Source organism: Shinella sp. SUS2 (assembly GCF_001262505.1).
GTDB lineage: Bacteria > Pseudomonadota > Alphaproteobacteria > Rhizobiales > Rhizobiaceae > Shinella.
The window spans coordinates 42,404-57,654 of the sequence record NZ_KQ410744.1 but is presented as its reverse complement, the minus strand read 5'-3'; the positions used below and the strand labels follow the sequence as shown (position 1 = coordinate 57,654).

Sequence of the window (15,251 nt, the reverse complement as noted above, 5' to 3'; positions counted from 1 at the left end):
CCAACGGAGGCGATGACGGTCATTTTTGGTAACGCTGCGGTTTCCAACGATGGAAAGGTCAAGGCCCCGGGGAATTTTTCGGCGGGGTGGTCAATCGTGATGGTGCGCGTGGTGGCCAGCTCCATGCCCCGCACCGCACGCCGTCTGGGAACACGAACATCAGCCCAGCCGAAAGCAGCTGCGCTGCGGCGTTCCGCACGCGGCCTGGCGATCCCAACTCGGAATTGTTCTTTCCGGCGCAAGAACGGTCTTGACCTTACAAGCGCTGGAAGCCGCAGCCTGACGGCAATCCTGTTCGACCCGACCGCCGTTCTGGTCGCCGGCCAGAGAGGAAACGACACCGTGTTTGAAGAAAGGCAAGAGCATGACGGAAAGCAGCACGCCGCATATCGTCCTCTATACAACCCCGGACTGTCCGGACTGCCATGCACTCAGGCTCTGGCTCTCCCACAATGGCGTTGCCTATGAGGAACGCGATCTCACAGGCCCCAAGGGTACCGACCCGGATGACGGGCCTTGCCCGGACGCATCGCCCTGTGCCGGGCGAGCGAGGAACGACCAATGACAGCCAGAACCGTCGATATCCGCCAGGCGCGGGCCCGTCTTGACGTAGAGGACGGACAGACCATTCTCGGTGCCGCACTCGCCGCCGGCATTTCCTATCCGCACGGCTGCAAGTCCGGCCGCTGCGGTTCCTGCAAGTCACGCCTGATCGAGGGAACGGTGGAGCTGCTCCCGCATTCCCGTTTTGCGCTCACCGACGAAGAGAAGGCCGATGGCCTGATCCTCGCGTGTCGCGCGCTGCCGCTGGCCGACGCCGCTGTCGCCTGGCTGGGCAGCGGCGATGACGTCGAGCCTTCCCGACACCTGCAGGCAACCGTGACAGGCCTCGATGATCTTACGCATGATGTAAAGCGGGTCCGGATCGTGCCTGCGGACGGCTCTTCCCTGTCGTTCATCGCAGGTCAGTACGCACAGCTCGGCTTCACCGGCATGCCTTCGCGCAGCTACTCCATGGCCAACCGTCCCGGACAGAGCAGCCTCGAATTCCACATCCGCCGCGTTCCGGGCGGCGTCACGTCGGAGCATGTGCACAGCAGACTGAAGCCGGGAGACCCGGTAACGCTCGAATGCCCGCTGGGTTCGTCCTACCTGCGCCAGCATCATTCCAACCCGATCTTGTGCATCGCGGGCGGCTCTGGACTTGCGCCGGTCAACTCGATCGTTGAAACCGCCCTCGCCCACGGCATGAAGCAGCCAATTCATGTCTACTTTGGTGCACGAAGCGAGCGCGACCTTTATCTTCTCGACCACCTCGACGCCCTCGTCAGACGACACGGCAATCTTACCTTCACAGCCGTGCTGTCGGAGGCGCATTCGGCACGATACCGGCACGGCTTCGTGACCCGCGCCGTCGCCGAGGACTTTTCCAACCTTGATGGCTGGAAGACCTATGTCGCAGGCCCGCCGCCGATGGTCGATGCCGCAATGGCGGTGGCGTTTGCCCGCGGACTGCGCCGCGAAGATATGCATGCCGACGTATTCTTTACGCCGGAAGCGCAGATGGACGCGGTGCTCCAGCCGGGAAAATGAGATAAACCGCCGTCACATGTCATTCATGACACGTGACGGCGGTTCGACGATGTTCCGATCACTTGCCGCGCGCGGCAAGCCATGCCTTCATCATGGCGATTTCGCCTTCCTGGGCCTTGATGACCTCCTCGGCGAGTTTGCGGACCTCGGGATCCTTGCCGTATTCGAGCGCGACCTTCGCCATATCGATCGCACCCTGGTGGTGCGGGATCATGCCGCGCATGAAGTCAACATCGGCATCACCGGTGTAGTCCGCCATCATACCCTTCATCATGGCGTCCATGGCCATCGTATAGGCCTTCGTCGACGGACTGTCCGCGGCCGGCATCTCCATGCCGGACATATCGTGCCCCTGCATGGCATCGCCCGTCTTCATCTGGCTCTGGGCGATCGCAAGGCCTGCACTGATGGCAAGGGCGCCTGCGATGAAGATCGGCGTGAGCTTGTTCATGATACTGCTCCTGTTCAGCCCGCAGTTGCCGGATATCCGGCCTCTTCGAGAACCTGCTGAAGGGTCGCGAGGTTTGCACTCGTCTGGATCTTGACGCTGCGCGCAGCAGGGTCGGTCTCGACCCTGGCATTCGGATCGACGGACTGGATTGCCCGGGTGACGGATTTGGCGCAACCGCCGCAGGTCATGCTCTCGATCTTGAGTTCCATGAGAAATCTCCTTTGTTGGGTCTCATGCCACTCAAGGTGGGGCTTCCAACGATAGGAAGGTCAAGGGCGTCGATCTGAAAAATCTGCTATTGACCTTCCCATCGCTGGAAGCCCCATCTTCCATCCGAACCTGATTTTCGGAACGAGAAAGGAGGCGGCTATGAATGCCCCCGTTCGAACAACAGATCTGTCCGGGACGCTATCGATACCGATCGAGGGGATGACCTGCGCGTCCTGCGTCGGCCGGGTCGAAAAGGCCCTCAAGGCGGTCCCCGGGGTTGCCGACGCGGTTGTCAATCTGGCGACCGAAAAGGCGAGCGTCACCACCAGCCTGCCGGTCGATCATGCCAGGCTGGTCGGCGCAGTCGAGAAAGCCGGCTATACGGTTCCGGCGAGCTTCTCCACGCCGGCCACAGCATCACTTGAGGTGGCGATCGAGGGCATGACCTGCGCATCCTGCGTGGGGCGGGTCGAAAAGGCAATCAAGGCCATTCCCGGCGTCACCAATGCCGTCGTCAACCTTGCGACCGAGAAGGCGACCGTTCAGGGAACAGCCGCTGCAACGGCCATCGTGGCAGCAATTGAAAACGCCGGCTACGACGCCAAACTGATCGCGGCGGCAACCGAGGCCGAAACGGAGGACCGTGCCGAAAAAAAAGAAGCGGAACGCCGTGAGCTGGCGCGCGACTTCACCATCGCGGCAATTCTGACGGCACCGGTCTTCATCCTGGAAATGGGGTCGCACCTCATACCGGGCGCCCATGAGCTGATTGCCGCAACGATCGGCATGCAGAACAGCTGGTATCTCCAGTTCGTCCTCACCACACTGGTGCTGTTCGTGCCGGGTATCCGCTTCTATGACAAGGGATTGCCTGCCCTCTGGCGCCTTGCGCCCGACATGAACTCGCTGGTCGCCGTCGGCTCGCTTGCCGCCTATGGCTATTCGCTGGTCGCGACCTTCGCCCCGGCCTTCCTGCCGGCAGAAACGGTCAACGTCTATTTCGAGGCGGCCGCGGTCATCGTGACCCTGATCCTGCTCGGAAGGCTGCTTGAAGCCCGGGCCAAGGGGCGCACATCCGAGGCGATCAAGCGCCTTGTCGGCCTCCAGGCGAAGATGGCGCGCGTGCGCAGGAACGGCAAGACGGTGGAGCTGCCGATCGACACGGTCGCATCCGGCGATATCGTCGAGGTTCGCCCCGGCGAGCGCGTGCCAGTCGATGGCGAGGTCGTCGAGGGGGAAAGCTATGTCGATGAATCGATGATCACCGGCGAACCGATCCCGGTTTTCAAGACGAACGGCAGTCCGGTCGTGGCGGGAACCGTGAACCAGAAGGGCGCCTTCGCAATCCGCGCCACGGCGGTTGGCGGCAACACGGTGCTTTCGCAGATCATCCGCATGGTCGAAGAGGCACAGGGCTCCAAGCTGCCGATCCAGGCGATCGTCGACAAGGTGACCATGTGGTTCGTGCCGGCGGTCTTCGCTGTCGCCGCCCTCACCTTCGCCGCGTGGTTCTATTTCGGCCCGTCGCCCGCCCTCACCTTCGCGCTGGTCAATGCCGTCGCCGTCCTGATCATCGCCTGCCCCTGCGCGATGGGCCTGGCGACGCCGACCTCGATCATGGTGGGGACCGGCCGCGGAGCCGAGCTCGGCGTGCTTTTCCGCAAGGGCGAGGCGCTTCAGTTGCTGAAGGACGCAACCGTTGTCGCCGTCGACAAGACTGGCACGCTGACCGAGGGAAAGCCGGCTCTCACCGATCTGGAACTGGCCGTCGGATTCGAGCGGGCGGATGTTCTCGGACTGGTCGCCGCCGTGGAAGCAAAATCGGAGCATCCGATCGCCCGTGCGATCGTGGATGCAGCTGCGGCGGAAAATATCGTTCTCCCCGTCATGACGGGCTTTGAATCCGTAACGGGTTTCGGCGTGAGGGCCACGGTCGACGGCAGGCCCGTCGAGGTCGGCGCCGACCGGTACATGGTCGAGCTCGGTCATGATGTTGCGGCGTTCTCCGGCATTGCCGAACGTCTCGGCAATGAGGGCAAATCGCCACTCTATGCCGCAATCGACGGCAGGCTTGCGGCAATCATTGCTGTCGCCGACCCGATCAAGGAGACGACACCCGCTGCCATCAAGGCCCTGCACGATCTCGGCCTCAAGGTCGCGATGATCACCGGCGACAACGCGCGCACCGCCAAGGCCATCGCGGCGCGTCTGGGGATCGACGAGGTCGTGGCCGAAGTGCTGCCCGACGGCAAGGTCACCGCGGTTCGCCGTCTCAAGGCCGCGCATGGGAAGGTCGCCTTCGTCGGAGACGGCATCAACGATGCTCCGGCCCTGGCCGAAGCGGATGTCGGCCTTGCCATCGGCACGGGCACGGACATTGCCATCGAGGCGGCCGACGTGGTGCTCATGTCGGGCAGCCTGCAGGGTGTGCCGAACGCCATCGCCCTTTCCAAGGCGACAATCGGCAACATCCGGCAGAACCTGTTCTGGGCTTTCGCCTACAACACGGCCCTGATCCCGGTTGCCGCCGGCCTGCTCTATCCGGCCTACGGCATTCTGCTGTCGCCTGTCTTCGCTGCCGGCGCCATGGCCCTGTCGAGCGTCTTCGTGCTTGGCAACGCCCTCCGGCTCAAGACCTTCACGGCCCCACGCTGACGAAAACCGGCGACCGGTCCCATGTGAAGGATCGGTCGTCGTCGTTTACGGGAGAAAATGCATGAACATTGGACAGGTTTCCAAGGCATCGGGTGTCTCGGCCAAGATGATCCGCTACTACGAGCAGACCGGCCTCATCCCTGCGGCCGGCCGCCGGGCTTCCGGCTACCGCGATTACTCGGACAATGACGTACATATGCTGCGCTTCATCCGACGTTCGCGCGACCTCGGTTTCTCGGTGGCCGAGATCGGCGATCTTCTCGGCCTGTGGCGAGACGAGACACGGCAGAGCGCCGAGGTGAAACGCCTCGCACAAGGCCATATCGACGAATTGGAGAAGAAGATCGCGGACCTGCAGGACATGGCCCAGACGCTCAAGGTGCTGGTCAACGCCTGCCACGGCGACCACCGCCCGCACTGCCCGATCCTCCAGCGCCTCGAAACAGACCGGGAAGGCGAGGACTTTTCCGTTCGCCGGCGTTCGGGCGCCATTGCACGCAACACGCAGTAGGGGCGACAAGGGCCGCTTGCGGAGACCATCTCGAAGCGGCCCTCCTTATGCGAACAAAGTGTTCTCATCCGGATGAAGCGTGGTTGCCGAACCGCTCGATCAGCTGCGCAGCATTCGAGCGACCCGACACGATTGCTTTCGGTAACCGCCGGATGCCAAATCCTGTGATCACTATCGAGACAGGATATCCAATGCCGCCCGGTGGATTTCCTCATTGGCCGCCATCAACACAGTGCTGTATCGAGACGCGTCGGCAAGTGGCCGCCCCTCCCAATCGGTCACGACCCCGCCCGCCGCCTCTATGATGGGCAGCTGCGGAAGGATGTCATAGTCGAAGACGTTGCTTTCGACGAGAAGGTCGATCCCGCCGAGGGCCAGGAGGCCGGCGGCGTAACAATCATGCGAAAAGCGACTGAAGCGGACCCTTGCCGCAAGGGCTTCGAAACGCTCGCGACCCGCACAACCGAACTGCTCGGGGGCAGACGTGTAGAGGATCGCTTCCTCGAGCCGCATTCTGTCGAGGGTGCGGATCGGCTCGCCGTTGAGTGTGGCCACGGCGTCCACACCAAGCCAGCGTTCGCCGGTGATCGGTTGGTTGATCAGGCCGAGAACGGGCTTGCCCCGGTGAAGCAGTGCAATCTGCGTGCCGAAGGCGAACGAGCCGGAGAGGAAAGATTTCGTGCCGTCGATCGGGTCGAGCACCCAAACCCAATCCGCATCGGCCCGGCAGATACCGAATTCCTCGCCTCTTATGCCGTGCTCGGGGCATTCCGCCTCGATCATCCGACGCATGACCGTTTCCGCATCGCGGTCGGCGATGGTGACGGGGCTGGCGTCGGCCTTCGCATCGACGGCGATCCACCTGCGGAACCAGGGACGGATCGCTTCTGCAGCGGCGTCCGCCATCGCATGGGCAAGCGCCAGGAAGGCTGGCGGGCAGGTGGTCTGGGCGTTCATCCCTCGGTCCTTTCGGCTTCCTGCGCGATATCGTCGAGCATGGTACGGATCGTCTTTATCTGCCGATGGGCGGCGGCTGTCTCGCGGACGAGACGCGCCGCAAGATCCCCGGGCCCAAGATCGGTGAAGCTCGCCGTCCGGGCGGGAATGAAGGGGTCCGGCCCATCGGAAGGCCGGCGCAGTGCCGGGGCGAAATACCCCTCCTCCTCCTCCAGGCCGAAGGCGAGGACCTGCGGGCGGTCCTTGCCGAGCAGGAGCAGATCCACGAACATCGCCTGCATCGGCAGATGCCCCGCGCCCGACACGCAGGCCAGATGCGCCCAGCCACCGCGGTCAGGCTTGACCAGGCAATCCTTGACATGAACCTCGGTGATCTCTGGCGCCTGGATTGCGAGCGCCGCCATCGGCAGCTCGAAGGCATTGATCATGTTGCCGAAATCGAAGAGCAGGCTGAGGCGCGGATTGGCGACAGCGCCAATGATTTGGACGAGTTCTTCCGATTTCAGATCCTCATGCTGCTCCAGCGTATAACGCAGCCGGCTTGCCGGATCGAACGCCGCGAGACGCCGGAGATCGGCAATCGTCCAGGCAATGATCTGCGACACCCGTCCCTCGTAGCGCGGATAGCAGCGCAGGGAAGTCGCACCCGTGGCAAGCGCGATACGCACAGCATCGGCAAGGCCGCTCTCCTCTGTCGTGCTGGTCTCGACATGGAGTTCCAGCGCGCGGGCCTTCAGGTGCCTGGCGAAGGCGGCGAGCGCGTCGTCATCCATGCGGGCGAGGCTGGCCTGTTCCCCATCATCGACATGCAGCTTGAGACCAGGAAGGCGATGCGCCGCGGCAAAGTCCGCAAGGTGCAGCGGCGTCATGCCGCCGAAGCGCATGTTGAGGTGAAAGGCATAGGCATGGGCAAAGAGCGGAGCAGAGCGCGCCCGCACGGCAAGCCGGGCGCGACATGCCGATGGCATCGCGGCCACCTTTTTCCGCCAGTCCGGACGTGTTTCGTCGCCCCATGGCATTTCCGTCACGATGACGTTCCCTCCGCAAGGATCGTTGTGCTCCATACCTCAGGCCGCCAGCACCAGAAGATCGCGATCCGAGATGCTGACCTTAACGAGCGCACCCACGGCCGGCGGCGGCCGGTCCGGCTGGTTGAACATATCAAGGGAGACCAGCTGGCCCCCGACGTCCACGCGGACGCGGATCACCGAACCGAGGAAATGCACCTCGGCAATACAGCCGGAAAGCAAGATACCGTGTCCCTCGGCGTGCCCGAGCGCCACTGTCTCCGGCCGCAGCGCCAGACGGATGCGCTCACCGTTACGGGCGGACAACGACCGGTTCAGCACGACGGGCACGTCGCCAATGCGCACCCTGCCGCTCGCAGCCTCGACCACATCGGCATCGACGAGATTGAGCGTGCCGACGAACTCCGCCACGAACCGCGTCGTCGGGCGGCTGTAGATGTCGAAAGGCGTGCCGACCTGATCGGCAATGCCCTGATGCATGACGACGATGCGGTCGGATATGGAGAGCGCTTCCTCCTGGTCATGCGTGACGAAGATGGTGGTGATGCCGAGATCCTGCTGGATACGGCGGATTTCTTCTCGCAGGCTGACACGGATCTTTGCATCAAGCGCCGAGAGCGGCTCGTCGAGCAGCAGCACCTGCGGGCTCGGTGCCAGCGCACGGGCAAGCGCCACGCGTTGCTGCTGGCCACCGGAGAGTTGGTAGGGGTAGCGGTCGCCGAGCCGCGGCAATCCGATCAACTCCAGCATTTCGCCGACGCGCCGTGCGGTCGCCGCCTTGTCTTCTCCCGCCACCTTGAGGCCGAAGCCGATATTGTCGGCAACGGTCAGGTTGGGAAAGAGGGCATAGGCCTGGAAGACCATGCCGATCTTGCGCCGGTTGGCCGGAAGGCCCGTAATGTCGCGCCCGTCGATGCGGATTGCGCCCGATGTCGGCGTCTCGAAGCCGGCGACCATGCGCAGCACCGTCGTCTTGCCGCAGCCGGAAGGGCCGAGGAAGGAGACGAATTCGCCCTTTTCGATGCCGAGGGTGAAGTCTTTCACGACGTGCAGTGCGCCGAAAGACTTTTTCAGGTGGTGAATGTCGAGAAAGGCCATGGTCAGCGCCTCGCGGTGGAAAATTTGGAAAAGCGGGTAACGAGTTGGATCAGCCCCATACAGGCCCAGGTGATGGCGAAGGCGACGACGGCGAGCGCGGAAGGCTCGTAGGCCCGGTTGCCGCCCATCCAGACCATGTAGGGGCCGAAGGTGCTGACGTTCAGCAGCGCCGCGAAGACGTATTCGCCGATGACGATCGCGAAGGTCAGGAAGGCGCCCGACAGCACCGAGACGAAAACGTTCGGCAGGATGACGACGGCAAGGATGCGCGCCCAGCCGGATCCGAGCGACTGCGCCGCCTCGGTGAGGCTGGCGATGTCGATGGTGCGTAGGCCCGTGTCGACCGAGCGGTACATGTAGGGCAGCGCCAGCGTCGCATAGCCGAAGAGCAACAGCAGGTTGGTGCCCCACCAAGTTCCCGTCAACGGCAGGATCGAGGAGGTGTTGTAGATGCGGATGTAGCCAAAGACGATGACGATGGGCGGAATGACCAGCGGCAGGAGCGTGATGAACTCGATGACGGGCCGAAGGCCGGGAAGCCTGAGCCGTACGAAATAGGCCGTTGGCACAACCAGCAGAATGCCGAGCACGATGGTCAGCAGGGCCAGCACGACCGAATAGAGGAAGGTCTGCTGGAACTGTGGGTCGGAAAGCACGATCCGATAGGCTTCCAAGCTGTATTCGCCGCGCTTCATGCGCATCGAGAAATCGACCATGCCGGCGAGCGGCAGCAGGAAATAGACGCCGCCAAGTACAACGGCAATCAAAGACCAGAAGCGTTTTCCCGTCATTTGACCCACCGTTCGGCACGCATGCGCAAGAGGATGTAGATGCCGTTGGCGATCGCGGTGAGCAGGATCATCCCGAAGGCAATGGCATAGCCGAGATGCGGATCGTTGAGCACGTCGCCACGGATCTGCGCAAAGAGCACGATGGGCGCGATGGACAACGAGGAACCGGTGAGCGCGATGGCGGTGGCGACCGCACCGAAGGCATTGGCGAAGAGCAGCGCGAGCGTGCCGAGCAGCGACGGCCACAGCACCGGCAGCGCCACCATCCGCCAGTACTGCGCACCGGTCGCCCCGAGGCTTTCGGCCGCCTCGCGCCATTCGCGGCGCAGGCCCTCCAGCGCGGGCGTGATGATCAGCACCATCAGTGGGATCTGGAAATAGAGATACGTCAGTGCCAGCCCGAGGAACGAAACGATGTTGAAGCCGGAGCCGTAGAGATTGATGCCGAACCAGTTGCGCAGCAGCATCGTCACGAAACCGAGGCGGCCGAGCGTGGCGATGAAGGCGAAGGCAAGCGGCACGCCGGCGAAGTTCGAAGCGACGCCCGAAAAGGTGAGAATGCCGTTGCGAAGCCAGCGCGGCAGGTCACCGAGCGTGATGGCAGCGGCAACAAGGAAGCCGAAAAGGCAACCCAGCGCCGCCGTCAGCAGGCTGAGTTCGATGGAGATCCAGAAGGCTGACCGGATGGAAGGCGACAGGAGCTTGCCGAGATTGTCCAGCGTCACGTGCCCTTCAGGATTGCGGAAGGCGCCGATGACGATGTTGAGCGTCGGCAGGATCAGGAACAGCGTGGCGAAGAGGAAGAACGGGGCAACCCCGAGCCAGTTGAGAAGCTGCCGCGGCCGCAAGGCCGCCGGCAGAGAAGCGGCGCTTGTCGTCATCGGATTGTTTCCTGGGAACAGTGGGTCCGAAGGCTCTGCGGGAAGCCTTCGGACAGGCACGGACTTACTTCACGTTGGCGCCGACCACCTTGTCCCAGCCTTCGACAATGGCGCTCTTGTTGGCATCGAGCGCCTCGACGGTCGGGAAGATCGCCTTTTCATAGGCTTCTGCCGGCGGCAGCTTGTCGAGCAGGTCCTGCGGGAATTTTCCGGCCTTCAGCATGGCGTTGAAGCGTGCCGGGTGGCAATAGCCTTTCAGCCAACCGGTCTGGCCCTCGTCGGAATAAAGATATTCCATCCAGAGCTTTGCCGCATTCGGATGCGGTGCATAGGCCGAGATCGCCTGTACGTAGACACCGGCGACCACACCGGTGGCCGGCACGATGACATCCATCGGCGGATTGCCGTTCAGCGCGTCCCGCCAGGAGAGCAGGTTGTAGTCCCAGGCGGCGATGATCGGCGTCTGGCCCTGGGCGATGGTGCCGGCCTTGCCGAGAACCGGCACGAAATTGCCGGCCTTGTTCAGCTCCGCGAAGAGTTCCAGACCTTTGGCTCCGGAATCGGCGCCCGGCTGCGCACCGCGCGAAATGCCCGCCGACATCAGCGCCAGGATCGCCTGCGCCGAGGAGCGTGGGTCGCCGGTGAGGGCGACGGAGCCGGAATATTCCGGCTTGGTGAGGTCGGCCCAGTCAGCCGGCGGGGTCTGGATCAGGTCCTTGTTGATGCCGAAGGCCATGACGCCGTAGTAGTCGCCATACCAATACCCATCCGCATCCTTGATGTTGTCGGGGATCTCCTCCCAGGTCGCCACCTTGTAGGGCTGCAGCAGGCCTTCCTTCGTAGCGGCGGGCGCAAAGGCAAGGCCGAGATCGACGACATCCGGCGCCTGCGAGCCCGTATTGCCCTTGTTGGAACGGATCGCCTCCAGCTCGTCGGCCGTGCCGGCATCGGGGTTCAGTTCGTTGACGGTGATACCGGGATATTTCGCCTTGAAGCCTTCAATAACCTCGCCGTAGTTGCACCAGTCGTGCGGTAGGGCAATGACCGTCAACATGCCTTCCTTCGTGGCAGCATCGATAAGATCCTGCGGCGCCTCTGCACGGGCAAGGCCCGGCAGCGCGGCGGCAATGGCAAGCGTGGAAACGAAAGCCGAGCGGGCGGCATGGGATAGGCGCGTCGTCATGGAGTCCTCCTGTTTGCCGTCTGCGACGGCTGGTGAGCATTGGCTGCCGGTGGGCATCTGCATCCGGCCGCGATCACGGTCCGGGCATTCCGGTTCCCCCGCACTCTGTCTGCGTCCTTCGGGGCTGCATCGGTGCGTTTCGTGTAGGCAGAGCATGTAACAATTGGATAACAATCAAACGTCCATTATTGTGCATTCAACTGTACCAATTTGGAGGCTAGCCTTGGCCAAGCAGCTCGAAGGTCCGCTCCTGCCCTTCCTTCGTCTGGACACGGGCATCGCCCTGCCGAAATTCCGGCAGGTACAGGACCAGCTGCGCACGGCCATCCTGCAGGGGCACCTGCGTGCCGGCACGCGCCTGCCGGCAAGCCGCATCCTTGCCGAGGAGCTTGGCCTGTCGCGTCAGACCCTCGTGCGGGTGCTGGAGAACCTGAAGGCCGAGGGATATCTGGAGGCGCGACAAGGGGCCGGCACCTTTGTCTCAGCCGCCCTGCCGCACCGACCGGCGAAAGCGCGGTTTGCCGAGACCGGGGACGATGTACCGCCGAGGCTGTCGCGGATCGGCGTCCTGTCGCGCGGGGTTTCAGCAGAGATCGGCCGCGTTGAACCAAAACCGTTCCTGCCCAACCAGCCGGCGCTCGACCGGTTTCCTTTCGCCATCTGGCGTAAATGCTGGAATACGGTTGTCCGCGGCGGCAGGGCGGGCATGGGCTATGGCGATGTCGCGGGAGAACTGGTCCTGCGTCAGCGGATCGCTGAGTATCTCGCCTTGCACCGGCGCGATCCATGTGACCCGGAGCAGATCGTCATCACGCCCGGCGGGCACGCCGCCTTCACGCTCGCCGTACTGGCATTGGCCGATCCCGGCGACGGTATCTGGTTCGAAGACCCCGGCCCCGTCATCACCTCAAACCTGTTGCGCACACTTGGCCTCAACCTCTGCCTTGCCGATGTCGATGCCGACGGCATGGATGTCGCGGACGCCATGGTGCGTTATCCCGACGCACGGCTCGCCTTCGTCATGCCCTCGCGCCATCACCCGCTCGGCGTTACGCTTTCCCTGCCCCGCCGCCTCGCTCTTCTTGAATGGGCACGGGCAAACGAAGCCTGGATCATCGAAGACGATTACGACAGCGAGTTCCGCTACGATGGCGCACCGCTGCCTTCGATGCGCTCCATAGACAGCCACGGAAGGGTGATCTACGCGGGCAGTTTCAGCAAGGCGCTCTATCCCGGTATCCGTGTCGGCTATCTCGTCTTGCCGCCGGCGCTGGTTGGAACCTTCCGCAATCTTTCGGGCCTGATCCATCGCAGCGTGCCTGTCGAGACACAGCTCGCTCTCGCAGAGTTCATCGGTGGCGGCCATTTCGCGAGCCACCTGCGCCGTATGCGCAGCCTCTATGCCGAGCGCCGCAACGCGTTTTTCGATGCCGGACGAACAGCCCTTGCCGGGCTTGCCGCTATCGATTGTTCCGACAGCGGACTGAATGCTCTGGTTTGGCTCGCGAACGGGCGCGAAGACCGGGCCGCGCAGCGCGCCGTACTGGAGGCCGGCCTGCAATGCTACCCGCTTTCAGACTACACTATCGCGACCACGCGCCCCGGCGCCCTGATCCTTGGCTACGCCAACGTGCCGGCGGAACGGATGAAAACCTATTCCCACGTTCTTGCTGAGGCCCTGTCCCGGCCGTGATACCGTGCGATGCTACGAGCGAGTACTATGACGTCGAAGAAGCAAAGGTGGAGGGCATATCGTCTTCGGCCGCTATTGCCGGCCCACTATACGTTGTCTTCGGCCGCATCGAACCCCGGACAGCTCCACCTTGCAAAGGCGAGGCGCACCACGCGCTGAAAGGGGGCATGAGAGATCGGACATGAAGTGAGACTTGCGAATATCGTCAATGGGTTATCCTTCGCAAGGAGGTCGCAGCAAAGCGTGCCTGCTCCCGTATTGCTCTCGACGAGCGACACAAGATCGTACCCTTCGAATGGCCTCCAGCGTGTCAGGCGACACGCGTGTCCCCGCGATATCAGGATGCACCACGAGGCTCGCCTTGCGCTATCAGATCCCTCACCGGAGTTGGAGGCCCGCTCTTCTTGCAAAAAAGAACCGGTGCCAGAGGCACCGGTCAAACCACAGAGGAAGGATCACTCTGCAGGGGAACTTATGCCGAGTTCAGGATATCCAGCCCTGCAGCGTGCAGCCCGGCCGAGGCGGCGGCGATGATGGCGCCACCCTTTTCTGCCGGTCCACCCGTCCAATCGCTCACCACGCCACCGGCCTGCTCGATGATCGGGATGAGGGCGACGATGTCGTAGGGTTGCAGGCCCGCCTCCACCACAAGGTCGATCCCTCCGACGGCGAGCATGCAATAGGCATAACAATCCGTGCCGTAGCGCGACAGGCAGACCTGCCGTTCCAGCCGTTCGAAGGCGGCCCTCTGCCGAGGTTCGAAGATCGCGGGCGTGGTGGTGCAGAGCGTCGCCTCAGCGAGGCTTTTGGTAGCACGCGTGGAAAGCCGGGCCTTGCCGTGCGGTCCCTCATAGTGCGCGCCTTGCCCAGTGGCGTAAAACAGTTCGCCGATGAAGGGTTGCACCATCACGCCGGCGATGGCGTCGCCATGGTCCGTCAGGCCGACAAGCGTGCCCCAGAGCGGGATGCCGGAAATGAAGGAGCGCGTCCCGTCGATCGGATCGATCACCCAGACATGCCGGTTGTCCGCACCCTCCGCGCCAAATTCCTCGCCGAGAATGCCGTGGTCCGGAAATTCGGCACGGATCAGCGCGCGGATCGCCTTTTCCGTTTCGCGGTCAGCCTCCGTCACGGGGTCGAAACCGCCCGCCAGCTTGTTGGCGACGAGGCCCGGCTGGCGGAAGCGCGGCAGGGTTTCCCGCGCGGCGACCGCGGCGATCCGGTGCATGAAATCGGCGGAAATCATCGTGTCCCCTTCCTCAGACGGCCTTCAGCCATTCCGGCCAGCGTGGATCGCTCATCACGAAACGCGCCCGCATATGCTTCCAGGAACCGTATTTGAAGAAATCGAAATCGAGGCGGGAGATCCGGTTCTGCACCATGGCCCAGGTCGACCACTTGAGATCGACCAGCGCCTTGAACAGCGAGACCCGCGCGAAAAGCGCCGGATCGAGGCGACCGTAATAGGCCTCGATCATCTCCGCCTCCACCTCGGGCGAAAAACACATTTCGCCGAACCACAGGGCCAGTTCGGCGGCCCGGTCGTTGGTCGAGGCATATTCGAAATCGACCAGCAGGACGCGCTGGTCGGCATGCAGCAAAAAGTTGCCGGCGAGCGTGTCGTTCATGCAAGGGGCAAGATCGAGGCCGGAAGCCTCCAAAGCCTGCCGCGCCTCGCGATAGCGCGCATTGAGCCAGCCGAAATCGCCGGGGAATTCGCCGCCGAGCGCAAGGGCCTGCTCGAAATGCTCGTCAATCATGTCGAAGGTCGTCTTGCGCTGGGCGAGCGGCGCGCTGTCGTTGAAGGCCTTCAGCGCACGAAGGCCATTCGAGCGCACGACCGGATCGAGGAAATCGGCATTGGTGGAGGTGCGCAGCCCCTCGACGAATTCGCTGACCTCGACGCCGGTTTCCGGAAAGAAATCGATGATGCGCGCGCCGACGCCGGCGGCATGCGCCTTGCGGCCCGCCTCGTTCGCCGTCCGGCGGTCGATGAACATTTCCGTGCCTTCGCCGGGAATCTTGACGAAGAAACTGTGCGGTGCGCCGCTGACAAACACCTGCCAGTTCGGATTGCTGATGCCGCCCGGCACCGGCTCGTAGGAAACCGTCCGGTCCCGCCAGTCCGCGACGGCGAGGATCGCCGTTTCGATCGCCCGTTCCGCCGACGATGTGCCTTCACCCAAGCTGCGCCGCATCG

16 protein-coding genes are annotated in these 15,251 nt (G+C 63.4%); 5 read left to right on the top strand and 11 right to left on the bottom strand.

What is annotated here, in order from left to right; translation table 11 throughout:
• Positions 1 to 159: 159 nt before the first annotated feature.
• Positions 160 to 381, bottom strand: a complete 222-nt coding sequence (locus tag AKG11_RS35190; RefSeq protein WP_197284023.1) for a hypothetical protein — start codon at positions 379 to 381, stop codon at positions 160 to 162.
• Here AKG11_RS35190 and AKG11_RS33835 point away from each other — a divergent pair.
• A complete protein-coding gene (locus AKG11_RS33835; protein WP_082342705.1) occupies positions 365 to 565 on the top strand; it encodes a glutaredoxin family protein in 201 nt (66 codons plus the stop codon). The two genes, AKG11_RS35190 and AKG11_RS33835, sit on opposite strands and share 17 nt — an antisense overlap.
• Positions 562 to 1,593 (top strand): 2Fe-2S iron-sulfur cluster-binding protein, encoded by a 1,032-nt coding sequence (locus AKG11_RS27570; RefSeq protein WP_050746216.1) that lies wholly within the window; start codon positions 562 to 564, stop codon positions 1,591 to 1,593. The genes AKG11_RS33835 and AKG11_RS27570 overlap by 4 nt, the downstream gene beginning before the upstream one ends.
• Positions 1,594 to 1,651: 58 nt before the next feature.
• Here the strand turns inward: AKG11_RS27570 and AKG11_RS27565 are convergent, their stop codons facing one another.
• Both AKG11_RS27565 and AKG11_RS27560 read right to left on the bottom strand, forming a co-directional pair.
• Complete coding sequence (locus tag AKG11_RS27565; protein WP_024270339.1) at positions 1,652 to 2,044, bottom strand: CopM family metallochaperone; 393 nt, start codon at positions 2,042 to 2,044, stop codon at positions 1,652 to 1,654.
• Positions 2,045 to 2,058: 14 nt separating this feature from the next.
• On the bottom strand, positions 2,059 to 2,253 hold the full coding sequence (locus AKG11_RS27560) for a heavy-metal-associated domain-containing protein (RefSeq protein ID WP_050746215.1): 195 nt from the start codon (positions 2,251 to 2,253) through the stop codon (positions 2,059 to 2,061).
• Positions 2,254 to 2,413: 160 nt separating this feature from the next.
• On the opposite strand from AKG11_RS27560, the gene AKG11_RS27555 reads away from it, so the two are divergent.
• On the top strand, positions 2,414 to 4,909 hold the full coding sequence (locus AKG11_RS27555) for a heavy metal translocating P-type ATPase (protein ID WP_082342700.1): 2,496 nt from the start codon (positions 2,414 to 2,416) through the stop codon (positions 4,907 to 4,909).
• Positions 4,910 to 4,970: 61 nt separating this feature from the next.
• Positions 4,971 to 5,420, top strand: a complete 450-nt coding sequence (gene cueR, locus AKG11_RS27550; protein WP_050746213.1) for a Cu(I)-responsive transcriptional regulator — start codon at positions 4,971 to 4,973, stop codon at positions 5,418 to 5,420.
• Positions 5,421 to 5,591: 171 nt separating this feature from the next.
• Here the strand turns inward: cueR and AKG11_RS27545 are convergent, their stop codons facing one another.
• The 6 genes from AKG11_RS27545 to AKG11_RS27520 form a co-directional block, all read right to left on the bottom strand.
• Positions 5,592 to 6,377 carry an inositol monophosphatase family protein gene (locus AKG11_RS27545; protein WP_050746212.1) on the bottom strand — a complete coding sequence of 262 codons (786 nt, stop codon included), beginning with the start codon at positions 6,375 to 6,377 and terminating at the stop codon, positions 5,592 to 5,594.
• The gene (locus tag AKG11_RS27540) at positions 6,374 to 7,345 is read right to left on the bottom strand and encodes a TIM barrel protein (protein ID WP_050746211.1); all 972 of its coding nucleotides are present in this window, start codon (positions 7,343 to 7,345) and stop codon (positions 6,374 to 6,376) included. Before AKG11_RS27540 ends, AKG11_RS27545 begins: the two co-directional genes overlap by 4 nt.
• A 99-nt stretch (positions 7,346 to 7,444) precedes the next feature.
• Positions 7,445 to 8,503, bottom strand: coding sequence for an ABC transporter ATP-binding protein (locus AKG11_RS27535; protein ID WP_023512873.1), 1,059 nt, complete (start codon positions 8,501 to 8,503; stop codon positions 7,445 to 7,447).
• A 2-nt stretch (positions 8,504 to 8,505) separates the two neighbouring features.
• Complete coding sequence (locus AKG11_RS27530) at positions 8,506 to 9,294, bottom strand: ABC transporter permease (RefSeq protein ID WP_023512874.1); 789 nt, start codon at positions 9,292 to 9,294, stop codon at positions 8,506 to 8,508.
• Complete coding sequence (locus AKG11_RS27525; RefSeq protein WP_024270337.1) at positions 9,291 to 10,175, bottom strand: ABC transporter permease; 885 nt, start codon at positions 10,173 to 10,175, stop codon at positions 9,291 to 9,293. Before AKG11_RS27525 ends, AKG11_RS27530 begins: the two co-directional genes overlap by 4 nt.
• Before the next feature lie 64 nt (positions 10,176 to 10,239).
• Entirely contained in the window at positions 10,240 to 11,358 is a 1,119-nt protein-coding gene (locus tag AKG11_RS27520) for an ABC transporter substrate-binding protein (RefSeq protein ID WP_024270336.1), read from the bottom strand.
• Between the two features lie 223 nt (positions 11,359 to 11,581).
• Between AKG11_RS27520 and AKG11_RS27515 the strand changes: the two genes are divergently transcribed.
• Positions 11,582 to 13,051, top strand: a complete 1,470-nt coding sequence (locus AKG11_RS27515) for a MocR-like pyridoxine biosynthesis transcription factor PdxR (RefSeq protein WP_050746210.1) — start codon at positions 11,582 to 11,584, stop codon at positions 13,049 to 13,051.
• A 472-nt stretch (positions 13,052 to 13,523) separates the two neighbouring features.
• On the opposite strand, the gene hisN is transcribed toward AKG11_RS27515, so the two are convergent.
• A complete protein-coding gene (hisN, locus tag AKG11_RS27510) occupies positions 13,524 to 14,297 on the bottom strand; it encodes a histidinol-phosphatase (protein WP_050746209.1) in 774 nt (257 codons plus the stop codon).
• 13 nt (positions 14,298 to 14,310) lie between these two features.
• Positions 14,311 to 15,249, bottom strand: coding sequence for an LPS biosynthesis choline kinase (locus AKG11_RS27505; protein WP_023517017.1), 939 nt, complete (start codon positions 15,247 to 15,249; stop codon positions 14,311 to 14,313).
• Between the last annotated feature and the right edge of the window lie 2 nt (positions 15,250 to 15,251).

What these genes read in the sequence shown, in the direction of transcription:
- AKG11_RS27565 (WP_024270339.1), bottom strand. Translation starts at nt 2,044, where the DNA reads ATGAACAAGCTCACGCCGATCTTCATCGCAGGCGCCCTTGCCATCAGT.
- AKG11_RS27545 (WP_050746212.1), bottom strand. Translation starts at nt 6,377, where the DNA reads ATGAACGCCCAGACCACCTGCCCGCCAGCCTTCCTGGCGCTTGCCCAT.
- AKG11_RS27570 (WP_050746216.1), top strand. Translation starts at nt 562, where the DNA reads ATGACAGCCAGAACCGTCGATATCCGCCAGGCGCGGGCCCGTCTTGAC.
- AKG11_RS27540 (WP_050746211.1), bottom strand. Translation starts at nt 7,345, where the DNA reads ATGCCATCGGCATGTCGCGCCCGGCTTGCCGTGCGGGCGCGCTCTGCT.
- hisN (WP_050746209.1), bottom strand. Translation starts at nt 14,297, where the DNA reads ATGATTTCCGCCGATTTCATGCACCGGATCGCCGCGGTCGCCGCGCGG.
- AKG11_RS33835 (WP_082342705.1), top strand. Translation starts at nt 365, where the DNA reads ATGACGGAAAGCAGCACGCCGCATATCGTCCTCTATACAACCCCGGAC.
- AKG11_RS27530 (WP_023512874.1), bottom strand. Translation starts at nt 9,294, where the DNA reads ATGACGGGAAAACGCTTCTGGTCTTTGATTGCCGTTGTACTTGGCGGC.
- AKG11_RS27535 (WP_023512873.1), bottom strand. Translation starts at nt 8,503, where the DNA reads ATGGCCTTTCTCGACATTCACCACCTGAAAAAGTCTTTCGGCGCACTG.
- AKG11_RS27525 (WP_024270337.1), bottom strand. Translation starts at nt 10,175, where the DNA reads ATGACGACAAGCGCCGCTTCTCTGCCGGCGGCCTTGCGGCCGCGGCAG.
- cueR (WP_050746213.1), top strand. Translation starts at nt 4,971, where the DNA reads ATGAACATTGGACAGGTTTCCAAGGCATCGGGTGTCTCGGCCAAGATG.
- AKG11_RS27520 (WP_024270336.1), bottom strand. Translation starts at nt 11,358, where the DNA reads ATGACGACGCGCCTATCCCATGCCGCCCGCTCGGCTTTCGTTTCCACG.
- AKG11_RS27505 (WP_023517017.1), bottom strand. Translation starts at nt 15,249, where the DNA reads ATGCGGCGCAGCTTGGGTGAAGGCACATCGTCGGCGGAACGGGCGATC.
- AKG11_RS27560 (WP_050746215.1), bottom strand. Translation starts at nt 2,253, where the DNA reads ATGGAACTCAAGATCGAGAGCATGACCTGCGGCGGTTGCGCCAAATCC.
- AKG11_RS27555 (WP_082342700.1), top strand. Translation starts at nt 2,414, where the DNA reads ATGAATGCCCCCGTTCGAACAACAGATCTGTCCGGGACGCTATCGATA.